Annotated in this window: 18 protein-coding genes and 3 tRNA genes; 16 read left to right on the top strand and 5 right to left on the bottom strand. The window is 67.0% G+C overall.

What is annotated here, in order from left to right:
* Positions 1-129: 129 nt before the first annotated feature.
* Positions 130-852 (bottom strand): phosphoglycerol geranylgeranyltransferase, encoded by a 723-nt coding sequence (locus tag IEX72_RS11345; RefSeq protein ID WP_188787499.1) that lies wholly within the window; start codon positions 850-852, stop codon positions 130-132.
* A gap of 278 nt (positions 853-1,130) precedes the next feature.
* Positions 1,131-1,203 (bottom strand) — tRNA-Arg (locus tag IEX72_RS11340).
* Positions 1,204-1,319: 116 nt separating this feature from the next.
* Between IEX72_RS11340 and IEX72_RS11335 the strand changes: the two genes are divergently transcribed.
* The 4 genes from IEX72_RS11335 (at position 1,320) to IEX72_RS11320 (ending at position 5,259) form a co-directional block, all read left to right on the top strand.
* Positions 1,320-1,802 (top strand): hypothetical protein, encoded by a 483-nt coding sequence (locus tag IEX72_RS11335; RefSeq protein ID WP_188787498.1) that lies wholly within the window; start codon positions 1,320-1,322, stop codon positions 1,800-1,802.
* A 314-nt stretch (positions 1,803-2,116) separates the two neighbouring features.
* Complete coding sequence (locus IEX72_RS11330) at positions 2,117-3,619, top strand: single-stranded DNA binding protein (RefSeq protein ID WP_188787497.1); 1,503 nt, start codon at positions 2,117-2,119, stop codon at positions 3,617-3,619.
* Between the two features lie 187 nt (positions 3,620-3,806).
* Entirely contained in the window at positions 3,807-4,238 is a 432-nt protein-coding gene (locus IEX72_RS15460; RefSeq protein WP_188787496.1) for a histone family protein, read from the top strand.
* Position 4,239: 1 nt separating this feature from the next.
* Positions 4,240-5,259 carry a histone deacetylase family protein gene (locus IEX72_RS11320; RefSeq protein ID WP_188787495.1) on the top strand — a complete coding sequence of 340 codons (1,020 nt, stop codon included), beginning with the start codon at positions 4,240-4,242 and terminating at the stop codon, positions 5,257-5,259.
* Between the two features lie 19 nt (positions 5,260-5,278).
* Here the strand turns inward: IEX72_RS11320 and cca are convergent, their stop codons facing one another.
* Positions 5,279-6,679 carry a CCA tRNA nucleotidyltransferase gene (gene cca / locus IEX72_RS11315; protein WP_188787494.1) on the bottom strand — a complete coding sequence of 467 codons (1,401 nt, stop codon included), beginning with the start codon at positions 6,677-6,679 and terminating at the stop codon, positions 5,279-5,281.
* 163 nt (positions 6,680-6,842) lie between these two features.
* On the opposite strand from cca, the gene IEX72_RS11310 reads away from it, so the two are divergent.
* Positions 6,843-6,915, top strand: a tRNA-Asn gene (locus IEX72_RS11310).
* Between the two features lie 100 nt (positions 6,916-7,015).
* Positions 7,016-7,090 (top strand) — tRNA-Ile (locus IEX72_RS11305).
* A 226-nt stretch (positions 7,091-7,316) separates the two neighbouring features.
* On the opposite strand, the gene IEX72_RS15380 is transcribed toward IEX72_RS11305, so the two are convergent.
* Positions 7,317-7,451 (bottom strand): hypothetical protein, encoded by a 135-nt coding sequence (locus IEX72_RS15380; RefSeq protein ID WP_268238889.1) that lies wholly within the window; start codon positions 7,449-7,451, stop codon positions 7,317-7,319.
* A 190-nt stretch (positions 7,452-7,641) separates the two neighbouring features.
* Here IEX72_RS15380 and IEX72_RS11300 point away from each other — a divergent pair, with 190 nt between their 5' ends.
* From IEX72_RS11300 to IEX72_RS11265, 8 genes are all read left to right on the top strand, one after another.
* Positions 7,642-7,917, top strand: coding sequence for a hypothetical protein (locus IEX72_RS11300; RefSeq protein WP_229663822.1), 276 nt, complete (start codon positions 7,642-7,644; stop codon positions 7,915-7,917).
* A 619-nt stretch (positions 7,918-8,536) separates the two neighbouring features.
* On the top strand, positions 8,537-10,003 hold the full coding sequence (locus IEX72_RS11295; RefSeq protein ID WP_188787493.1) for an ATPase domain-containing protein: 1,467 nt from the start codon (positions 8,537-8,539) through the stop codon (positions 10,001-10,003).
* Positions 10,004-10,176: 173 nt separating this feature from the next.
* Entirely contained in the window at positions 10,177-12,360 is a 2,184-nt protein-coding gene (locus tag IEX72_RS11290) for a PAS domain S-box protein (protein ID WP_188787492.1), read from the top strand.
* 187 nt (positions 12,361-12,547) lie between these two features.
* Positions 12,548-13,426: an NOP5/NOP56 family protein gene (locus IEX72_RS11285; protein WP_188787491.1), complete on the top strand. Its 879-nt coding sequence runs from the start codon at positions 12,548-12,550 to the stop codon at positions 13,424-13,426.
* On the top strand, positions 13,423-14,076 hold the full coding sequence (locus IEX72_RS11280) for a fibrillarin-like rRNA/tRNA 2'-O-methyltransferase (RefSeq protein ID WP_188787490.1): 654 nt from the start codon (positions 13,423-13,425) through the stop codon (positions 14,074-14,076). The genes IEX72_RS11285 and IEX72_RS11280 overlap by 4 nt, the downstream gene beginning before the upstream one ends.
* 112 nt (positions 14,077-14,188) lie before the next feature.
* The gene (locus IEX72_RS11275; RefSeq protein WP_188787489.1) at positions 14,189-15,265 is read left to right on the top strand and encodes a glutamate--cysteine ligase; all 1,077 of its coding nucleotides are present in this window, start codon (positions 14,189-14,191) and stop codon (positions 15,263-15,265) included.
* A gap of 77 nt (positions 15,266-15,342) precedes the next feature.
* Positions 15,343-16,026 (top strand): winged helix-turn-helix domain-containing protein, encoded by a 684-nt coding sequence (locus IEX72_RS11270; protein ID WP_188787488.1) that lies wholly within the window; start codon positions 15,343-15,345, stop codon positions 16,024-16,026.
* Between the two features lie 269 nt (positions 16,027-16,295).
* Positions 16,296-16,820 carry a phosphate-starvation-inducible PsiE family protein gene (locus IEX72_RS11265; RefSeq protein WP_188787487.1) on the top strand — a complete coding sequence of 175 codons (525 nt, stop codon included), beginning with the start codon at positions 16,296-16,298 and terminating at the stop codon, positions 16,818-16,820.
* 47 nt (positions 16,821-16,867) lie between these two features.
* Here IEX72_RS11265 and IEX72_RS11260 read toward each other — a convergent pair whose 3' ends face one another.
* Positions 16,868-17,098: a DUF7564 family protein gene (locus IEX72_RS11260; RefSeq protein ID WP_188787486.1), complete on the bottom strand. Its 231-nt coding sequence runs from the start codon at positions 17,096-17,098 to the stop codon at positions 16,868-16,870.
* A 334-nt stretch (positions 17,099-17,432) separates the two neighbouring features.
* On the opposite strand from IEX72_RS11260, the gene IEX72_RS11255 reads away from it, so the two are divergent.
* Positions 17,433-18,173: a hypothetical protein gene (locus IEX72_RS11255; protein WP_188787485.1), complete on the top strand. Its 741-nt coding sequence runs from the start codon at positions 17,433-17,435 to the stop codon at positions 18,171-18,173.
* A 104-nt stretch (positions 18,174-18,277) separates the two neighbouring features.
* Positions 18,278-20,626 (top strand): type II/IV secretion system ATPase subunit, encoded by a 2,349-nt coding sequence (locus IEX72_RS11250; protein ID WP_188787484.1) that lies wholly within the window; start codon positions 18,278-18,280, stop codon positions 20,624-20,626.
* Positions 20,627-20,715 lie beyond the last annotated feature (89 nt).

The following is a 20,715-nucleotide window of genomic DNA, read 5'->3' as shown; positions in this document are numbered from 1 at the left end:
TGCACGTCCTCGGTCATAATTGGACGGCTACCGTTGAGGGGTCACGCGAAAGCGTGCTTGAACCCCGAGGAAACACGGAACCGCAAACTCCACCTCGTGGAATCCTCGCGCTTTAGCGCGGGGAGGATGTCAATCTGCGATGGTTTCGGCGTGGGCGTCTGTGACGCCCTTGACGGTCTCCCGGACCGCGTCGACGCCCTCGTCGTGGAGGAGGTCGCCGACGACGATGGTGTCGGCGTGTCTGCCCATCTCGTAGGCGGTGTCGTAGTCGCCGATCCCACCGCCGTAGAACAGTGTCGACGTCTGCAGGGCGTCCTGTGCGGCGGCCACCTTCGCCGGGTCGCCGAACGTCCCGGAGTACTCGATGTAGATGATCTCCTGGCCGAACATCCGTTCGGCGACTGCAGCGAAAGACGCAACATCGTCGGCGGCCTGTTCGGTGTCGGCCTCGGTGAGTTCCGCGACTGACGCGTCGGGGTTCAGCACGATGTACGCCTCGGTCGTGGTCCGGTCCCAGTCGAGTGGACCATCGATCCGGACCCACTCTTTGTGGGCGCCAGTGACCCAAAACGCGGAGTCGGCGTTGAACACCGTGGGGACGAGGTAGCCGTTGAGGTCGTCGGATTCGATCACGACGCCGGGGTTCGATGGCTCCTGGTACAGCGGAACATCGTAGCGCGAGCAGGCGTCGACGACTCGCTGCATCTTGTCGGTCGTAACATCGAGGGTGCCACCGATCTCGATCGCGTCGGTCCCCGTCCGGCAGACGTCGCTGAAGGTCTCGCCGTCGACGAGGTCTTTGTCGGGATCCACCTTCAGCACGTGGTCCCACTCCGTCCAAGGCCCGGTCATTGCCCGTACGTCTCCCGGGCAACACTAAAAATGGCGCGGAAGGAGCGGGGCTCGGAACCGGACCCACTCGTAGATCAGATATGGGGGGCTTCGAAGCGATAGCGGAACCCTCGCTTGCAGTCGTTGACTGAGTCGCGACCGAAGGGAGCGTCCTGACGGAGTTCCCCGCGAACGGAGTGAGCGTGGAGCAAGTCGAGTCGCGACCGAAGGGAGCGTCCTGACGGAGTTCCCCGCGAACGGAGTGAGCGTGGAGCAAGTCGAGTCGCGACCGAAGGGAGCGTCCTGACGGAGATTTGAACTCCGGTCCCTGGCTCCGCAAGCCAGGAGGATGGTCCACTACCCTACCAGGACTCAAGCATACGTACTCCGGGTTCGCTTATGAGGGTTACGATGCGACAGGGACAGGTCACACAAGCGATCGTTTGTGCCTCCGGAACCGCTTTGCTGTCCGCCGCGGGACATCGCGTATGCGTCGCAGGCGAGTACTCTCAGGTGCTGCCGCGATCGCCGCGGCCGCGGTCACTGGCTGCACTGGCGGCGAGGGTGGAACCGCGACCGACGGCGGCGAACCCACAGACGCGACGGGAACAGCGACTCCGACAACCACGCCCGATGGACTCGCTGCAGTCACGTTCACACCCCGGGAGCCGTGTCCGGACCCCGGCGGTGCGACAGTCAGACTCGGCGCGGACCCGGTTTCGGTCGTCGGTTGCGTGGTCGGCACGAACGGGTGTACGCGACCGCAACTGGCGTCGGTTGATCGCGACGCCGGAGCTGTCACGGTCGTGGTCGCCGCCGTCGAGGAACGCGAGGATGGCGAGGCGTGCGCGGAGGCACTCGTCGACCTCGGCTACGAGGTTCGGATCGACTACGCCGACCCGCCGACGAGTGTGACCGTCGTCCACGACGACACGGATGGCCGGCGGACGGTCGTGGACGCCACGCGGTGAGTGCGTAACCCCGGTGCGGACGAAAACCCACCTCGCGCGACACAACCCGGTGGGCCCGCGAGCGCGCCGCCGCGAACGTTCTTGTACCAAGGCGCGACCAGTCGGCCTATGCCACGATGCGAGCCGCGACCGGCGGGGCCGTCGCCCCGAGCCGCCACCGCAGTCCGGGCCCAAACCGCACCACAGCGGCGCGCCACCTCGAACAAGACAACGCTTAAGCGGCGTCCTGCCCTGGCTGTGGATATGCTTGAGGCCGCGACCGCCCGAACCACGGGTTTCCGATTCGGGACCGTATCGCTGGGGGTGTCGCCCGGATGGGTGTGATCGAAGACGTATACGAGGACCTCGACACCGACGTCGGCTTCGAGGAGTTCGAGGCTGCCGTCGAGGACAAGGTCGAACAGATGGGGGGGCTCGCCGACGAGGAGACAGCGGCGATGTTGATCGCCCACGAGCTCAGAGACCAGGAGGTCGAGGGCATCGCCGACGTCGACCCCGGGATGGACGACGTGAAATTCCTCGCGAAAGTGATGCGGGTCGGCGACCTCCGGACCTTCGAGCGCGACGACGCGGACGATGACGGTCGCGTCGTCAACGTCGATGTCGCCGACGAGACCGGCCGGACCACGATCACGATGTGGGACGGTATGGCCGAGGACGCGGTCGACCGGCTGGAACCCGGAGACACGCTCCGTGTGGCCGGTCGCCCGAAGGACGGCTACAACGGCCTCGAAGTCGATGTCGACAAGGCCGAACCCGCACCCGACGCGGAGGTCGACGTGGAGTCGACCGACTCCCACCGGGTCGAGGACCTCTCGCTCGGCCTCTCGGACGTGAACCTCGCGGGGCGCGTGCTCAGCACCGACACCGTGCGCACGTTCGACCGTGACGACGGTTCGGAGGGTCGCGTCTCGAACCTGGTTCTCGGCGACCCGACCGGACGGGTCCGCGCGACCCTCTGGGACGGGAAAGCCGACCTCACCGAGGAGTTCGCGGCGGGCGAGACCGTCGAGATCGTCGACGGGTACGTTCGGGAACGTGACGGCACCCTCGAACTCCACGTCGGCGACCGCGGCACTGTCGAGACGGTCGACGAACACGTCGAATACGTGCCTGAAACGACCGATATCCGCGCCTTGGAGTTGGGCGAGACCGCCGATGTTGCGGGCGGCGTGATCGAGACTGACCCCAAGCGCACGTTCGACCGCGACGACGGCTCGGAAGGGCAGGTCCGAAACGTCCGGATCAAAGACGAGACCGGAGACATCCGGGTGGCGCTCTGGGGTGAGAAGGCCGACCGCGACATCGACCTCGCGGACTACGTCGTGTGCACCGACGTGGAGGTCCAAGACGGGTGGCAGGACGATCTCGAAGCTTCCGCGGGGTGGCAATCTACAGTCAACGTGATGGACGACGCGCCCGAGGACGCCACCGACACGGGGGCAGAGGCCGCGCAGTCGGCCACCGGCGACGGAGCGAGCCAGTCGACCGGCCTCGGTGCGTTCAGCGCCGACGGCGCGGGCGACGCCGACGCGGGATCCGGTGCGTCGTCGCCCCCGAGCGGTGACGCCGGTCCCGCCGGTTCGGCGAGCGCTGCGGTGGCAGAGCCGCCGGATAAGGCTGAGGACAGTGCCGAGCAGACCGAGACGTTCACCGGAACGGTCGTTCAGGCCGGCAGCCCGGTCGTCCTCGACAACGGCACCGAGACCCGGAGCGTCGAGACCGACGACTCGCTCCGACTCGGCGAGAAGGTGACCGTCACGGGCCCCGTCACCGACAACACCATCGCCGCCGACGAAATCGAGCGGGTCGAGTAACCCTGCGGTCCGAGGTGACTCGGATCGGCCGGGACGACGAGACTGGCCCGGTTCGGACAGCAACGCGAGGTGGAGTCGGCTGACCGGCGCGTCGCCACTGCAGCCGCGAGCCGAGAGCCACCGGCGCTCACCGTACGGAGGAGGCCAAGGAAAGGATTATACCGCGGTCGGACGGTTGGTGTAGGTAATGAGTGTCGAGCTGCCGTTCGCGCCCGTGGACACCATCATCCGACGGCAGGCCGGCGACCTCCGGGTCAGCTCCGGGGCCGCCGAGGAGCTCGCCCGGCGGGTCCAGTCCCACGGAGCGGCGCTCGCCATCGACGCCGCCGACCGCGCCGGCGACGACGGCCGGAAGACGCTGATGGCCCAGGATTTCGGCGTCCAGCAGGTCGTGAGCCGACGCGAGCTCGAACTCCCGATCGCGCCGATCGACCGCATCGCCCGCCTCCGGATCGACGACCGGTACCGCGTCTCGATGGATGCCCGAATCGCGCTCGCTGACATCCTTGAGGACTACACCGACAACGTCGCGGGCGCGGCCGCGACGCTGGCGCGGCACGCGGCCCGCCGGACGGTCCAAGCCGAGGACATCGAGACGTACTTCGCACTCTTCGAGTAGGATGCGGTTCGGCCACAGCGAGACCTGTCTCGCGCACGACACCGGCGAGCGCCACCCCGAGACTGCCGACCGGATCCGCGCGATCAGGCGGGCGCTCGCGAAACGCCACGGCGTCTCCTACGTCGAAGCCGACCCGGTACCGGAATCGACGGTGACGACCGTCCACGACCCCAGCTACGTCGAGGAGATCAGTTCGTTCTGCGCGGGTGGCGGCGGCAACTGGGACCCCGACACGGTCGCGTCGGCGGACACGTGGGACGCCGCACGCGCGTCGGCCGGCCTCGCGGTGTGGGCCGCCAGAGAGGCCGCAAACGGGGCCGACGGTCGGGAGACCCCCTTCTCGATCGGACGGCCCCCGGGCCACCACGCCGTCGCCGACGACGCGATGGGGTTCTGTTTCGTCAACAACGCCGCAGTCGCGGTCCAGTCGGTCCTCGACGACCCCGGCGCCGACGTGGACCGGGCGGTCGTCTTCGACTGGGACGTCCACCACGGCAACGGCACGCAGGACATCTTCTACGACGACGGCGACGTGTTCTACGCGTCGACCCACGAGAAGGGGCTCTACCCCGGCACCGGCGCGGCCGACGAGACCGGCGCCGGCGACGGCGCGGGCACGACGCTGAACGTGCCGCTCCCGGCCGGCGCGGGCGACCCGGAGTTCCGCCTCGTGGTTGAAGACCTCCTCCGGCCGGCGATCGAGTGGTACGACCCGGATCTCTTCGTCGTCAGCGCGGGGTTCGACGCTCACCGCCACGACCCCATCTCCCGGATGCGGGTCTCGACGGAGGGGTACGCCCTGTTGACCGACCGGGTCCGGTCGATCGCCGACGACGTCGACGCGGGGCTGGCGTTCGTCCTCGAAGGCGGCTACGGCCTCGACACCCTCTCGGAGGGGGTCGCGATGGTCCACGAGACGTTCGACGGCCGTCCGCCGATGGAGCCCGACGACGACCCCGACGAGAGGACTCGGGAGTTGGTCGCGGAACTGCGTGGGCTCCACGAGCTTGACGAGTCGTGACAGCGCCGGCGAGCCGCGGTCAGGGCCGCGGGTGGAAGTAGTCGGCGAGCGCCCGGCCGAACTCGGGGCAGAGGTCCGCCACCGCTGTGCCCACCAGAACCTCGTACTCCTCTTGGAGCCGGGTCTCGACCCGCGCGCCCAACCCGACGCCGAACAGTTCCGCAGAGCGGAGAAACGCAGCGGCGTCTGCGAACGACCGCTCGCGTTCGACTACATACTGATCGCCGTCGACGAACGGGCCGTAGGCGGCGGCTCCGGTTCTGTCGTCGCGGTCGCCCGCCGTCTCGGGGCTCTCGCCGGTGTACGCCGCATAAAACCCCTCGGCGTGCTCACGGACGTGAACCGGCGGGCCTTCGTGGCGCTCGATCCGCGGGAGCCGACGGTGTGTGAGCTCCACGAACAACACCGCCCGGTCGTCGGCGAAGGTCGCGGCGCGGATCGCCTCAAACCCCCGGCGGTCGAGTTCGTCGCGGACGCCCGACAGCGACTTTCGGAGTTGGGGGTAGAGCTGGTCGTCGACGATGCCAGGGGCGTCGAAAACGACGGCAACGGGCACCGTCCCGCGGCGCTCGATGTGACGCCGAACCGCGGCGGCGTCCACCGGGTCGGGGTCGTGCGGCTCGAACAGGTCCGGCTGGGGGTGCTTCAAGAACGCCCGAGCGTAGTGTTGGAGCCGCGCGACGTTCGCCGCCGAGCAGACCGCCGCGACGTTCCGCGTCGGGTCGGTCGGGTCGACCATCACCAGCGGATCGTCGTGGGACTCGGTGGCGTGATTCTCGGGGTCGAAGGCGACCGGCGGGTGCCACCCCGCGGCCGCCTCCAGGAGCGGCTCGAACCCGCCGTATTCGAGCATCAGAAGCTCCGCGAGGTACCCCGAGAATCCTCTGGTTCGAAGGTCGCTGCCGTAGACGCCGATCCCCTTGAGGAACTGTTTGAACACCCGCACCTCGCCGGCGGTCCCGTCGTCGAGCCGCTGGCCGAGGTAGGCGTTGTGGTGTGGCGTCCGGTCGACCGCTGACTGCGGGGCGGCGGCGTCGTCGACGTCGTAACACGGCACGAGGTCAACGTCGAATCCCTCGAACGTGCCGGTGACATAGGGGTGTTCGGCGTACTCCTCGTGGCCCTCAGGGAGCACCGCGTTCCCGACTGCGAGCCCGTACCGCTCCAGTCGCTCCCGGCCGAGGTCCGGCGGGAACCGGACGAAGAGGTCGATGTCGCGGTCGCCGGCGAGCCACGTCCCGCGCGCTGTCGACCCCACTTGGACAACGTCGGCGTCGACCGGCAGGCCCGACACCTCGCTCCTGATCCGGTCAGAGAGCCGAGCGACAGCGTCGCGCATCGCCGCGCGCTCGGTGTCGTCGGGGGTGACACGCCGGCGGATCGTCGCGAGTACCCGCCCGGGTTCGTCGGCGTCGGCCATCGTTGCCACAGCTTTGCGGGGCCGCGGCGAAAGGGTGTCGGTCCGCTGCGACGGGTGAGTGGGGCTCTGCGTGGTGGCCCCTCCAGTCGGCCGATTCGGCCCACTCCGGCGGCAAAACGAAAGCCCTATCATTCTGTCTCGGACTACCATTGCGTGCAGGCAAGCCGTCGTAGCTCAGATGGTAGAGCACCTCGCTGTTAACGAGGTGGTCCCAGGTTCGAGCCCTGGCGACGGCGTGGATTCTTCGGCTGTCGACCGCCGAGTGTTTGCTCCGGGCGATGCCCACGGTGTGTAAGGCAACGTCTAAAAGGGAGTCCGGGGAAACAGTACGCTGTTGGGCCCTTAGCTCAGTCTGGTCAGAGCGCTCGGCTCATAACCGGGTGGTCGTGGGTTCGAACCCCACAGGGCCCACTTACGCCCCCGAGCAATAGCCGAACACGTTCCGCAGGCCCCATCGGAGCCGAACGCCCGAACGGCCTGACCTCATCGCCCGGAACAAGCGCGCCGACTCCGTCACCGTCCGGGTTGACCTCGTCGGCGACGACGGGACGACCGACTCGACTCTCCGGGTCGGTTCAGACCGACACCTGTTCCACTCGCGAAATAAGACTGGGTGTGACGCCGATCGACGCCTGACTCACCCGTCGCCGCCGTCCGTGACGATCCGGACGTCCTCGGCTTCCGCCATCTCGGCGAACCCGGGGTCGGTCGCGGCTTCGGGTTCTTCGTCGGCCTCCTCAACCGGTTCGCGTCGGATATTGAACTGACACATACTGTGTCTATGACGCGCAAAACGGTGAATACAGTCAACCTTACCCGTGGCGTTCGGCGGCCGCCCGTTCCCTCGCCGAACAGTGAGGCACCTCGGGGGTAGGCCTCGAGGCACTCGCCTCGCTCTTCTGTAGACCGGCCCACGTAGCGGGCGCGGCATACAAGTGGATCCGATCCGTGGGTAAGGTACGATGCTTGGACTCTGTCCGTGTGGAACCTCAAAGAAACGCAACTCGTACGCTGAAACCGGCGCGGCGGTCGGGAGCCAGGTCGGCGCCCGCGTGGGTCCGCTTGCGACTGGCCTGTCGGCAGGGCTCGGCGGCGCCGTCGGCTACCTCGCCGGCAGCGCCGTTGACGCTGCGAAGGGTGACGTCTCATCGGTGACGCCGCTGCCCGACGGGGGGCGTCCGGTCCGCGACGACGAGGACGGCGTTGTGATCCCCGTCGAATCGGCGTCGGACGCGTAGCCCCGACACCGCCCCCGGGCCCACCCGCTCCGCGATGTGCGGCGGGGCCGACGCCCCTGCCGAGGTGCCGCCGGTTGTTCGGTCGGATCCGCTCGGCTCCCTTCTCCGGCCGTAGTCGGACCACAACCGGTTCATTGGAAGTATAAAAACCACTTGACATCAGCGGGCGTCGCAGCGGCGAGCACACTCGGCCTCACGGGGTGTACAGGCACTCAAGACGACTGCCTCGGAGCTTGACCCCGGGGTACGTTCACCGGCACCTCGCGACGCAGGTCACCGACCAGCCCGGGGACATCGCGGATCTCGAGCCGTGCACAGTCAGGATGCAGGGATTCTGCGCCACCCTGCGACGGGCGCCGACCCGGTCGCTACCCCAGCGCGCCGTCCAAGTACAGCATCACGGCGACGCCGACAGCGTCCACGCTGGAGGGGTACCGGATCCACAGAAGAGCAAGGCGAGCGCCTCAGGGCTTGACCCCGAGGCGGCTCACAGCCGGACGTCCGAGTGTGAACTTGACCGTGAGCGACGGTGTTGCCGGGGACCCGAGCCACCGGCGGATCGACGTCTGGGGCGCATCTGACGAGAACAAATATGTGTGCGGACTGCAGACGCTGGTGTATGGATACAACGGACAGCAGGGGCCGCGGTCGGATTTCTACCGGGATTCCGGGAGTAGATGATGTCCTGGCCGGCGGCTACCTTCCCGAAACCGCGACTCTGGTCCGTGGGCCGCCCGGTTCGGGCAAATCAATCTTTTCGTTACACTTTCTGGCCGCTGGCATCGATTCCGACGACACCACGCTGTATGTCAACCTCGGCGAACCCAAAAACTACATCCGGGACACCGCCCGGGAGTTCGGCTTCGATATCGACGGTCTCAATCTCCTCAACCTCTCGGCCTCCGGCGACCAGTTCCGGAGCGACGAAACGTACACGTTGTTCGACTCCGGAGAGGTTGAGACGCCCTCACTCGTCGAGAGCATTCGCACGGAGGTACAGGAGATCAACCCGGACTACGTGGTTGTCGACCCGGTTACGGAGTTTCGGTACCTCGCTCCCGACGACCACCAGTTCCGCTCGCAGATTCTGGGGCTCGTCAACTTCCTGAAAAACGAGGGTGTGACGGTCGTACTCACGTCGCAGGCCGCCACATCGATGCCCGACGACGACCTGCAGTTTCTGGTCGACGCCGTCATCAACCTGGGCGATGGGTCTGACCACCTGACACTCCACGTCTCGAAATTCCGCGGGTCGTCTGTGAAGTCCGGCCACCACACGCTCCAGATCACCGACGACGGGATGCGGGTGTGGCCGCGACTCGACCCGAACCACCACGAGCGCGAGCACACTTCAGCGAAACTCTCCTCGGGGGTTCCCGAACTGGACTCGCTGCTGTCGGGTGGGCTCACCACCGGCACGATCACGTTTCTGAGCGGGCCGACGGGGGTCGGCAAGACCACGACCGGGCTCCAGTTTATGAAGGAGGCCGCGGGACGGGGCCAACGCTCGGTCCTGTACAGCTTCGAGGAGGACCGCAAAACCCTCTTTGAGCGAGCGGAAGCCGTCAACATTCCCGTGGGCGCGATGATCGATCGGGGAACGCTCAACGTGGAGGTGATCGGGCCGGGAGAACTCACCGTCGACGAGTTCACGCACCAGCTCCGATCGGAAGTCGAAGACAACCACGCGGAGATCGTGATGATCGATGGGACGAGCGGATTCGAACAGTCGCTACGGGGCGCCGGCACCGACCCGATGCAGCACCTCGTCAAGATCGGGCGCTATCTCCGCAATATGGGTGTAACCGGGCTTGTCACCAACGAGGTCCACCGGATCACCGGCGAGTTCCGCGCGACTGACGAAGAGATGAGCTACCTCGCCGACAGCATCGTCATCCTCCGGCACGTGGAATACAAGGGGTCGCTCCGGAAGGTGATCGGCGTGCTCAAAATGCGCACCAGCGACTACGAGAATCAACTCCGGCAACTGGAGATCACCAAACACGGACTGCGGGTCGGTGAATCGCTCCCCGAACTCCGAGGGATTCTCACCGGGACGCCGAACTGGAAGGACGATGGAGACTGAATCACCGGCGTCCGGAACCGCCGACCGACCCGGAACACCCGCTTCGCCGGCCCGAATCGCCTCGCCGGCCCGAATCGCCTCGCCGGCCCGAATCGCCTCGCCGGTCCCGGCCGTGGACCGTGTCGGCGACGAACGCCCGACACATCCACCAACAGGCGAATATACCGGTAACGATGACCCGTGAGGAGGTTCCCGACGTCCGGAGCCGCGTGCTCCCGCTCGTGTCGGATGCGGGCAACCGTCAGTTGCTCGTCGAATGGATCGAGGACCACCCCTCGTACGACGCCGTGGAGTTCGCAGGGAGTGTCCGCGACACCGACTTCGACGTGTGCATCGTGGATAAACGGGCCTTCGAGGAGCGTCTTGATGCGCTCAGCGAAAAGAAAACGGCCGCGGCCCCGGTCTTGCTCCCGTATCTGCTTTTGCTTCCGGAGAGCGACTCGAAGCTTGCCGACACCGACGCCGGCCGGTTGGCCGACAACGTGGTGACGGAGGCGATCGACGAGATCGTCACCCTACCGATCCAACAGGCCGAACTCCACTGGCGGCTGTCAGCACTCCTTCGGCTCCGCGGCCAGTCGTTCAGGTTACGACAGCGCGAACAGGAGCTCGAACGGCAGGTCGACCTCTTCGAGAAGGCCCAGGACATCGCGAGCGTCGGTGCATGGGAGTACGATATCGACGCCGAGGAGGCGTGGTGGACTGACGAGGTGTATCGCATTCACGCTCTCCCGGACGACACGACGCCGTCACCGGAACTGAGCCTCCGGCAGTTTCACGCCGAGGACCGACCGATCATCGAAGACGCGTTCGAGCGCGCCGTTGAGGAGGGTGAGCCGTACGATGTCGAAGTCCGGCTCATCGATGCGGAGGGCAATCAGCGGTGGGTTCGAACCCGAGGCGAACCGCAGCACGAGGACGGGGAGGTGACCCGGATCCGAGGGACGATTCAAGACACCACCGACCGCAAGGAGCGCGAACGCAACCTCCAGCGTATCAAGCAGGCGGTCGAATCCGCGGGTCACGCAATCTTCATCACCGACGCGGACGGGACAATCGAGTACGTTAATCCGGCGTTCGAGGAGTTGACCGGGTTCACCCGGTCGGAGGTCGCCGGTGAGACACCACACGCGTTGAGTTCCGGAGAGATGTCAGACGACTATTTCGACGACCTCTGGGAGACCCTTCGTTCCGGCGAGGTGTGGGAAGCGGAGATCACCGACCGCCGCAAGAACGGGGAGACGTACACAGCGATACAGACGATCGCGCCCGTAACCGACGGTGATGACACCCACGCGTTCGTCGCGATCCAAGACGACATCACGGAGCGCAAAGCACGTGAGGAGATGCTCACGCGGCGGACACAGGCGATCGAAGACGCACCGGTCGGCATCGTCATCTCCGACCCGAACCGGGCCGATAATCCAATGATCTACGTGAACGATGCGTTCGTGGAGATGACGGGGTACTCACGCGAGGAGGCGCTCGGGGAGAACTGCCGGTTCCTCCAAGGAGCGCACACTGACCCCGAGCGTGTCAACCGCGTCCGAGAGGCCATCGACGCCGAAGAGCCGGTCTCAGTCACGCTTCGCAACTATCGGAAGGACGGCACGGAGTTTTGGAACCACCTCGAGATCGCACCCGTGGCAACCGATGCCGGAGAGGTGGTCAACTACGTCGGCTTCCAACAGGACGTGACCGGTCGGAAGCAACGCCAGGCGCAGCTAACGGTTCTCGACCGGATCCTTCGTCACAACATCCGCAACCAAATGAACGTGGTGCGGGGATACGCCGAAACGATCCAGTCCGGGGCCTCGAACGCGACCGCTGACTTCGCCGGAAAGATCGTCGACATGAGCGACCGGCTGGTCGGGTTGGCTGAAAAGGAACGGCAGATCACGGACCTGTTGCGTAACGAGCCGACCCTGAAAGACACCGCAGTCTGCGACCGACTCCAACAGATCGCCTCACGCGTTGAATCGAAGCACCCGGGAGCGACGGTCGTTATCGACTGCTCGGAGCGGGTAACTGCCCGGGCGACACCGAAGCTCGGACAGGCGATCACAGAGCTCGTTACGAACGCAATCGTTCACAACGAGTCGCCGTCCCCGACGGTCGTTCTCACCGTTACCCGGGCCGACGGGACTGTTCGCATCGACGTCGCTGACACCGGCCCCCGGATTCCGGAGATGGAACGGAATATGCTGGTGGGCAAAACCACACAAACACCGCTGTACCACGGCAGCGGACTCGGCTTGTGGCTGGTTCGGTTGATCATCACCCGGTCAGGCGGCAGCATTACACTCTCGGAGAACTCCCCGACTGGCAACATCGTTACCATAGAACTGTCACAGTGACAGCGCCATATCGGCCGGTTGGACGCGGCTTGATACTGCTCACTCCGAGTGTGTCCCGCCAAGCGCGGTCAACGGGTGGCCATCGGCGGCAGAGGCGAGTGCAACCGGTGTGAACTGGCATACTCAGACCCAACCCACACAGACTCCGTTCGAGAATACATATACCAACACGCACTCAACGAACCGTATGACCGGCCACAACCCCGGAGATTCCGGGTGGTTCCGACACGGAGACCCCCACGACGCCGAGTCGGCGGCGACCGCGATCCGCGAGCGAACAGCCGAGCAGCCGCAGAACTGGCCTGCCGAAGCGGTTCGTGCGGGGTTCGTGGAGAACGAGAACGAGTATTATGACACGCTGTATCACGCGACCGTCCACGCCACGCGAGCGGCGGTACAGGCCCGAGAAACGGCAACTGAGCGACAACTACAGTATAGCATCGCGGCGATGGACGACGCCGAACGAACCGCGAACGAGATCGCCGAACGCGTCGCCGAGTGGGCCGGATCGCTCGCGGACGGCCGGGCGGACGGTGACCGCGCGTCCGACCTCCCCGGCGGCATCGACGGCGCCCGCGCGGTCGCGGCGTGGACGCCCGAGACGCCCGCCGAGGAGCGCGTGGTCTCGCTCGCCGAGCGCGCGGCCGACCTCGACGCCGAGCGCGCGGAACTGCGGTCGTTCGTGGAGTCCCAGGCGCCGGCGGTCGCGCCGAACCTCGCTGAGATGGCCGGCCCTGTGCTCGCGGCGCGGTTGCTCTCGCTCGCCGGCGGGTTGGAGTCGCTGGCGAAAAAGCCCGCCGGTACCGTACAGGTCCTGGGCGCGGAGGATGCGCTGTTCGCGCACCTCCGCGGCCGGGGCCCGTCGCCGAAACACGGCGCGATCTTCACCCACGAACACGTCCGCGGAACCCACCCCGAAAACCGGGGATCAGCCGCGCGGGCGCTCGCCGGGAAACTCGCGATCGCCGCTCGTATCGACCACTACGCCGGCGATTTCAGGCAGTCCGTCCACGACGACCTCGCAGATCGGATGGCCGTCATCCGCGCTCGGGAGGTCGGGGAATGACCGCGGATCTCCCGCCCGGGATCGAGCGTCGGCGGTTCGACGGCCGCGAGCGGTTCGCCACCCGCGGAGAGCCCGTGTACGGTGAGCCCCAGGACGACGCGGGGTGGCGGGCGTGGGACGCCGGCCGGTCGAAGCTCGGCGCCGTGCTCGAACTCGGGATGGATCCCGGGTTCGACGGCGAGGATTCGGTCCTGTATCTGGGCGCGGCGTCCGGCACCACCGTCTCCCACGTCGCCGACTTCGCGGGGCCGACCTACGCGGTCGAGTTCGCCCCGCGGCCGACCCGGGATCTCTTGGGCGTGGCCGATTCCCGCCCGAACCTGTTTCCGCTGTTGAAAGACGCTCGGGCGCCCGAGACCTACGCCCACGTCGTCGAGGCGGGGCTTGACTACCTCGTCCAGGACGTCGCGACCCGCGGACAGGCGACAGTCGCGCTCCGGAACCGGCGGTTTCTCGCACCCGACGGCCGGCTGGTGGCCGCGGTCAAAGCTCGGAGCGAAGACGTCCTCACAGACCCTGACGACGTCTTCGCGGACGTCCTCGACGAGCTTCGGGAGGGGTACGCGATCGTCGAGACCCGGCGGCTGGACCGGTTCCACGACGACCACCTCGCAGTCGTCGCCGAACCGCAGGCCGGGGGAGACCCGTAGCAGTGGGGTCGTCGCCGGGACACACCCTCGCCCGGCCTCCGGGGTGCCGGTTTTGCGACCCCCTCGCCGCGGCCCGCGACATATTTAATCGGCCGCTGCAAACGACGGGGCGATGGACCTAGGGTCGGCGGCTGCCTTCGACCGGATGGGTACGCTCGGCGTCGAGGAGGAGTTCTACATCGTCGACCGGCACGCTCGCCCGACGTCGGGGATCCAAGAGCTCGTGTACGACCACCCGCCGTCCGGGATCCTGGAGAACCGGATCGACCACGAACTGTTCCAGTTCACGATCGAGACGCAGACGCCGACGATCGACGATACGAGTTCGGTCGCCGAGACCGTCCGTGAGGCCCGCGAGGCGCTCGTCGGCCACGCCGCCGACCACGGCTACCGGATCGCCGCCGCCGGGCTGCATCCGGCCGCCAAGTGGCGCGACCTCGACCACGCAACCAAGCCGCGGTACCAGTCCCAACTCGACCGGATCCAGTATCCCCAGCACCGCAACACCACCGCCGGGCTCCACGTCCACGTCGGCGTCGACGACCCCGACAAGGCGACCTGGATCGCGAACGAACTCCGGTGGTACCTCCCGCCGATCCTGGCGCTGTCGGCCACCTCCCCGTTTTGGTGCGGATTCGACACCGGACTGGCCTCCGCGCGGGCGAAGATCTTCGAGGCACTCCCCAACACCGGGATGCCGACCCGGTTTTCGGACTACGAGGATTACGCTCGGTTCGAGCGCCTGATGGTAGAGCGGGGGTCGATCGAGGACCGCGGCGAACTCTGGTACGACGTCAGGCCACACACCGGCCACGGCACCGTGGAGGTCCGGACGCCCGACAGCCAGACCGACCCCGAACGGACCATCGCGTTCGTGGAGTACGTCCACGCCTTGGTCGCGGACCTCGCGGCCCGGTATGAGGACGGCGAGTCGGGCACGGACCTCCGACGAGAGTTTCTCGACGCCAACAAGTGGCGGGCGATGCGGTACGGCCGCAACGCCGAGTTCACCACCCGCGACGCCGAGGACACGGTGACTCTCGAGGAGTTCGTCGCCGCGGAGACCGACCGGCTGGGGGTCGACGCGCTCCCGCGGCTGCTGGACGCCGAAAGCGGCGCGGCCCGGCAGCGACGGATCCACCGCGAGAAAGGAGTCGACGCGCTGTGTGAGGCGCTCTGTCTCGACTGATCCGCCGGTCGTGCGCTCGCCGACCGGATCGAGAAAGCCTTTTGACCGACGGGTTCTGACCTTTGAGATAGAACACGATGTCCTCAGACGAGCCAGCGGACGACGCGGAACGGACAGACGATGCCGGGTCCGGCGAGGGCACCGGCATCGGGATCGACGTGGATGCCGAGAGCGACGGGGACGACGGACCCGGCGTCGGTGCCCGCGAGCGCCTGGAGCGCGAGGCCGACAAAGCGGTCTCGGAGTTCGATGAAGGGCTTGTCGACCTGTTGGCGTGGCTGCTTGACACCGAGACCCGCGCCCGGATCTACGTCTACCTGCGGCAACAGCCCGGGTCGACAAGTGAGGAAGTCGCAAACGGCACGGGACTGTACCCCAGCACCGTCCGCGAGGCGCTCGCGGACCTCCACGACGAGGAGACCGTCACGCGCCGGAAGCGCGAACACGACGGCGCGGGGAACAACCCGTACGAGTACACCGCCATCGCGCCGAGCGATCTGGTCCGGAACGTCGTCGAACAGGTCCAATCAGAGTTGAACACGGTGTTCAATCTCGACCACCAACTCGGCGGTAGCGACGACGTAGCGGCGTCAAGTGGCGACGAGGGCCCTGTCACTATCACCGTTGACGAGGACCGGACCGCCGCCGACGGACCGGCTGACTCCGACCCGGGGGCTGTCGACGACGACGCCTCTACCGGGACAGCCGGTGATACTGACGTCGACGGGCACCGCTCGTCCGACAACGACGGCGCGGCCTGACACCGCCACGCGGCGACACCCGTCGGTCCCCGCTCGGAACACCAGGAGCCGACGCTGTGACCCACCGGAGGGACCGACACCGGGGGGTCGACTTCGCGGGACCGACACTGGAGCGTTGAGTTCGCGGGACCGACACTGGAGCGTTGAGTCCGCGGGACCGACACTGGAGCGTTGAGTTCGCGGGACCGACACTGGAGCGTTGAGTTCGGTCGCCAGACGGCGACGACGGTCGTGTATTTATGCCTCCCCCGTTCCAACAGCCGGTAGTTATGCCGGATGACGGGTCGACGGCCGACAAGACGACCGAGACGGCAACCGACGAGTCGTCGGAACCTGTCGCGGAGAGTACCCACCCGCGACTCAACGCAGTCGTCGAACGGATGGATGGGTTCGTCAACCTCATCGAGGTTGCCGCCGGCGCGCTGTTCGCGCTGCTGTTTGCGGTCGGCGTGTTCGACCTCGGCCTCCAGATCTGGGAAGCGACACTCAGCGGATCTATCACGGATCCAACCACCGTTATCGGGTTCATTGACGTCGGACTCCTGCTGCTCATTATCGTCGAGATCTACCAGACTGTCGTTGCCTACATCAAGGAGAACGACACCCGGCGTATCGTCCGGCTGGTGATCTACACGGGAGTGATTGCGGTGGTCCGAAAGGTGATCATCTTCCGTACCAGCGAGTACGGCTCCAGCGGCGACGCGCTGATCGTGGCGGTCGCCTACGGGATCCTCACGCTCGGACTCGTTGCGCTTCTCTACGTCGACAGACAGACATCGAACACGGGACAGTAGCGCGACGTGCCGCGGTCACACGCCGGAACCAGCACGCGTCGCGCGGCCTACTCTTCGCCGTACCGCGACGGCGCGTCGGCATCCTCGTCGTCGACCCGGCGGGTAGCAGGTGTTCCGCTGGGGCGTGAACTGCGGGGGTTCGAGCCGTCGTCGCCGTCTCGATCCGCCGCAGTGTCGATCCACGCCTCGTGGCACGACTGGCAGTAGTTCCCCTGGTACCCGTTCGGGCGGACGAACTCGGCGCCGCAGTCGAGACACGTAACCCTCGTGCGAGTCATCGACACCGGAACAGATGTGCGGAATGTGTAGTCATCGTCGGTGCGTCAAAGCACAGGGACCGCAGCCGGATAAGTTCGTCACCGGGGTGACCCGTAGTGTTCACTTACGCGATAGCCGACCGGAAAGCCGCCCTCGGGCGGGAGTCCCGCGAGTGAAACGGGCGGGACATCGATGGGCGCAACCGTCTTTCGAACGATAGCGGGCCCATTGAGTCGGGACCGCGGGGGCTTCCGAGCTCAACTCCCTCCCAGTCTCACCGATTTCACACCCGACTACACAGTACTGGGTGACGGGATCCAGGACGTATATACCATCCGACGCCGTAGCTCAACCGTGACCGTCTTTTCGCTTCTGCGCGCGCGGAAGCCCCCGGACTTCGCCGACTGGTTCCGCCCCGGCGGGGACTACCTCCTCCGGATTGCGGAGGGGATGGGGTTTCCAACCGGCGACCTTCCGGGGCTCGTAGACGAGGCCGAAGCCGCGATGCGGGCGGGCCGGACCGGCGAGGACGTCGCGCCCGCGGTCAACCGTCTGATCGCGGCCGACCTCTACGCCGACGCCACCTTCGGGCACCCGTTCTTGGAATGGATGCCGGTGTGGTACGAACTGGGGTTGGCCGCACCCACCGCCTACGCCGGGTGGCGTCTTGACCGGATCGCCGACCAGTACGCCGCCACCATCGACCACGTTTCCCGGCCGCGGTTCAGCCGCCCGACCGACGTGGTTCGCCGGGGTGAACCCGCAGTCGACTCCGTGTCGGGGTTCGCCGACCGCTTCGCGTTCGCCGACGCCATTCTCCATTTAGAGTGGTTCGAGTACGTCGCCGGCGAGTGCGGGATCGGCGTCCCGCCGGGGCTGATCGGGGAGGCGCGGACCCAGATCGTGGGGTACTACGTCGGCGAACTCGATATCGCGGACCTCGCCCCCCCTGTCCGCCGGCTCCAGTACCTGCTTTTCACCGACGACGAGTGGGTCCGGGCGGTGAACGAGCGGTACGACCTGGGGAGTTCGCTTCTGACCGTCTGGGAACGGGTCTGTAACCGGGAGCGCGAGCGGTTCGGCGGCGCGGTCTGAGCCCCGACCTACAGTATCGAATATGATACCGCGGACGAGGATTTAAATACGAATGTGGGGCGAGTCCCCGGTATGAGCGATCGGGCCTACCCGGGGGAGACAGGGTGACCTCGGCAACGAAACACGGGGATGCACGCACCAGCAGTACGGCCGTTCCATCGCCCGAACCACCCGAAAGCCCGGATGCGTGGTACGCGACCGACGTCCGAGAGCAGTACGAGGTCGCCCCTGGTGTCGTCGTTACCATCCGCGACCCTGTCGGCGATGTGGCGTTTGCGTATCAGATCAGAGAACCAGCGGTAGACGCCCGGTCGGAGCGAGCGCTCGCCTCGGTGAGCGAGTATTTTTCGGACGTCTCAGTCCGCCGGCCGCTGACTCGGGATGGGGCGGCCGAACGCGCCGCAGCCGGGATGCCGCGGAAGTACCGGCGAGTGATCGACCGGGTGGTGGATCTTCCAGCGGGCGCCCGCCGCCGTGTCGACTACCACGCGATGTCCGAACTCCGACTGCTCGGCCCGGTGACACCCATCGCGCTCGACGACCGGATCGAGGTTGTCGACGTCGAAGGCGGCGGCGACGGCGCCTTGGTCGTCCACACGGAGAACTACGCCCCGGCGGTCACGGCGTTCGGCGCCGACACCGAGTTCGCCACCCGGGTCGCGAGCGAGCGGCTCCGCCACTACACCGTCGGGTTCGCGGGTTTCGACGTCGACGTGGTCGTCCACCGCGACCGCCTGCTGGGCGACGACCGCTTCGAGGCCAAATACGCCGTCCTGGAGCCGGACCTCCTGCCCGGTGACGAGGCGCTCGTCGCGGAGTGCAAAGAGCGGATCTGGGAGGCCAACGTCGAGGAGGTGGTCGACGACCGGACGGCGTTCATCCGGGAGCGCGCCCGGCAGTTCCTCTCCCGCCGGCTGACCGCGCGCAACACCAGGGCGTGGCTCGAAGCGACGCGCTACCGCATCCGGACGGCGCTCGCGGCCCACGGCGTAGGGGTCCCACCGGTCGACCGCCGGTACGCCGAGGACCGGCTCGACGACTTGGTCTACTACGTGCTCCGCGACTACGTCGGCGAGGGGGTGCTCACGGTCCCGATCAGGGATCCTTACCTGGAGGATATCGAGGCCAATCGGGTTGGTGAACGGATCAAGGTGGTCCCGCGTGCCGACGTGGTCCGCGCGGGCGAACGGGTCCCCACCAACCTCGCGTTCAACGACGAGACGAGCTTCGTCAACGTGGTGACGCAGCTCGCGGCGGCCGACGGCGTCGAACTTAGCGCGAGCCAACCCTCCGCGAAAGTCAACCTCGAACCCCCGGGGGTCGCTCCCGACGCCACCGGCCACGGCGAGACCATTCGGTGTGCGGTGGCACTGCCCGCGATCTCCGAGCACGGCCCACACGTCTCCATCCGGAAGCAGGCGTCGTCGCCGCTGACGCCCGTAGACCTCGTCGAGTTCGGATCCATCCCGACGGAACTCGTGACGCTGCTGTGGCTGCTGTACGAGCACCGCGGCGTCGTGCTCTTCTCCGGCCCGACCGGCGCGGGGAAGACGACCTTGATGAACGCCCACATGCCGTTTATTCCGTACGACCACCGCCCGATCAGCATCGACGAGGGTTCCCGGGAGGTGTATCTCCCCCACGAGACGGGCGTGTCGCTGTCGACTCGTGACCACGAGAACGAGTACAAGCGGGTGTCGATGGCGGACCTCATGACCGAAGCGAACTACCTCAATCCGGATGTGGAGGTCATCGCCGAGGTCAACACCCCCGAGTCGTTCGAAACGTTCGCTGAAGTGCTGAACACCGGCCACGGTGTCGTCGGCACAACACACGCCGAGGACATCGAGACGCTGGTGAACCGCGTGGTCGAGCAGGGGCTCCCGGTGTACCTCCTGCGGGAGCTCGACCTCGTGGTCTTTCCCCGGCGGGTTGACGGCGAGCGCTACGTGGGGTCGGTGGTAGAACTCCTCTCCGAGGACGCCCACGAGGAACTGCCGGCCTCCGCGCGGACGGGCGTCGTGGAAAAGGACGGCACCACGCTGTACTACAACACCGTCCTGTGGCGGGAGCCCGACGGCTCGTTCGGAATGGCGTACGACCACCCCGACCTCGGCGGCACACACGCCGCAACCGACGGTGATACCCACCGCAACGCCGTCCGCGCCTTCCACCGGCTCGCCGACGCGACCGACAGCGACCCCGACGCCATCGAGCGGGAGTTTCGCCGGAAGCGCGGGTACGTCGAGTACCTCCTTCGGGAGGGCGTCACCGACGTCTCCCGGCTGTTCGGGTTTCTCTCCGACCTCCGGACCGACGAGGCGGCGACCGTCGAGCGTGTCAGACGCCGGCAGGCGCGTGAACCCACCGGTTCGGCGTCGCCGTCGGCCGACCGACGGGCGGCGGGCAGCACTGACTCCGGCAGCACCGACTCCGGAGGCGGTGGCCGGTGACCACTCACCGGTCACCGTCGGATGCGGACACACACACAACCGGTGGCACCGGGGGAGACACCGACGCGGATGGGGCTGCTCTCACGCCC

Origin of the sequence: Halobellus salinus (assembly GCF_014646875.1) — an archaeon.
In the GTDB taxonomy this organism is placed as follows: Archaea; Halobacteriota; Halobacteria; order Halobacteriales; family Haloferacaceae; genus Haloquadratum; species Haloquadratum salinum.
The sequence above is the reverse complement of the archived record's forward strand: the minus strand, read 5'-3'. Positions and strand labels throughout refer to the sequence as shown.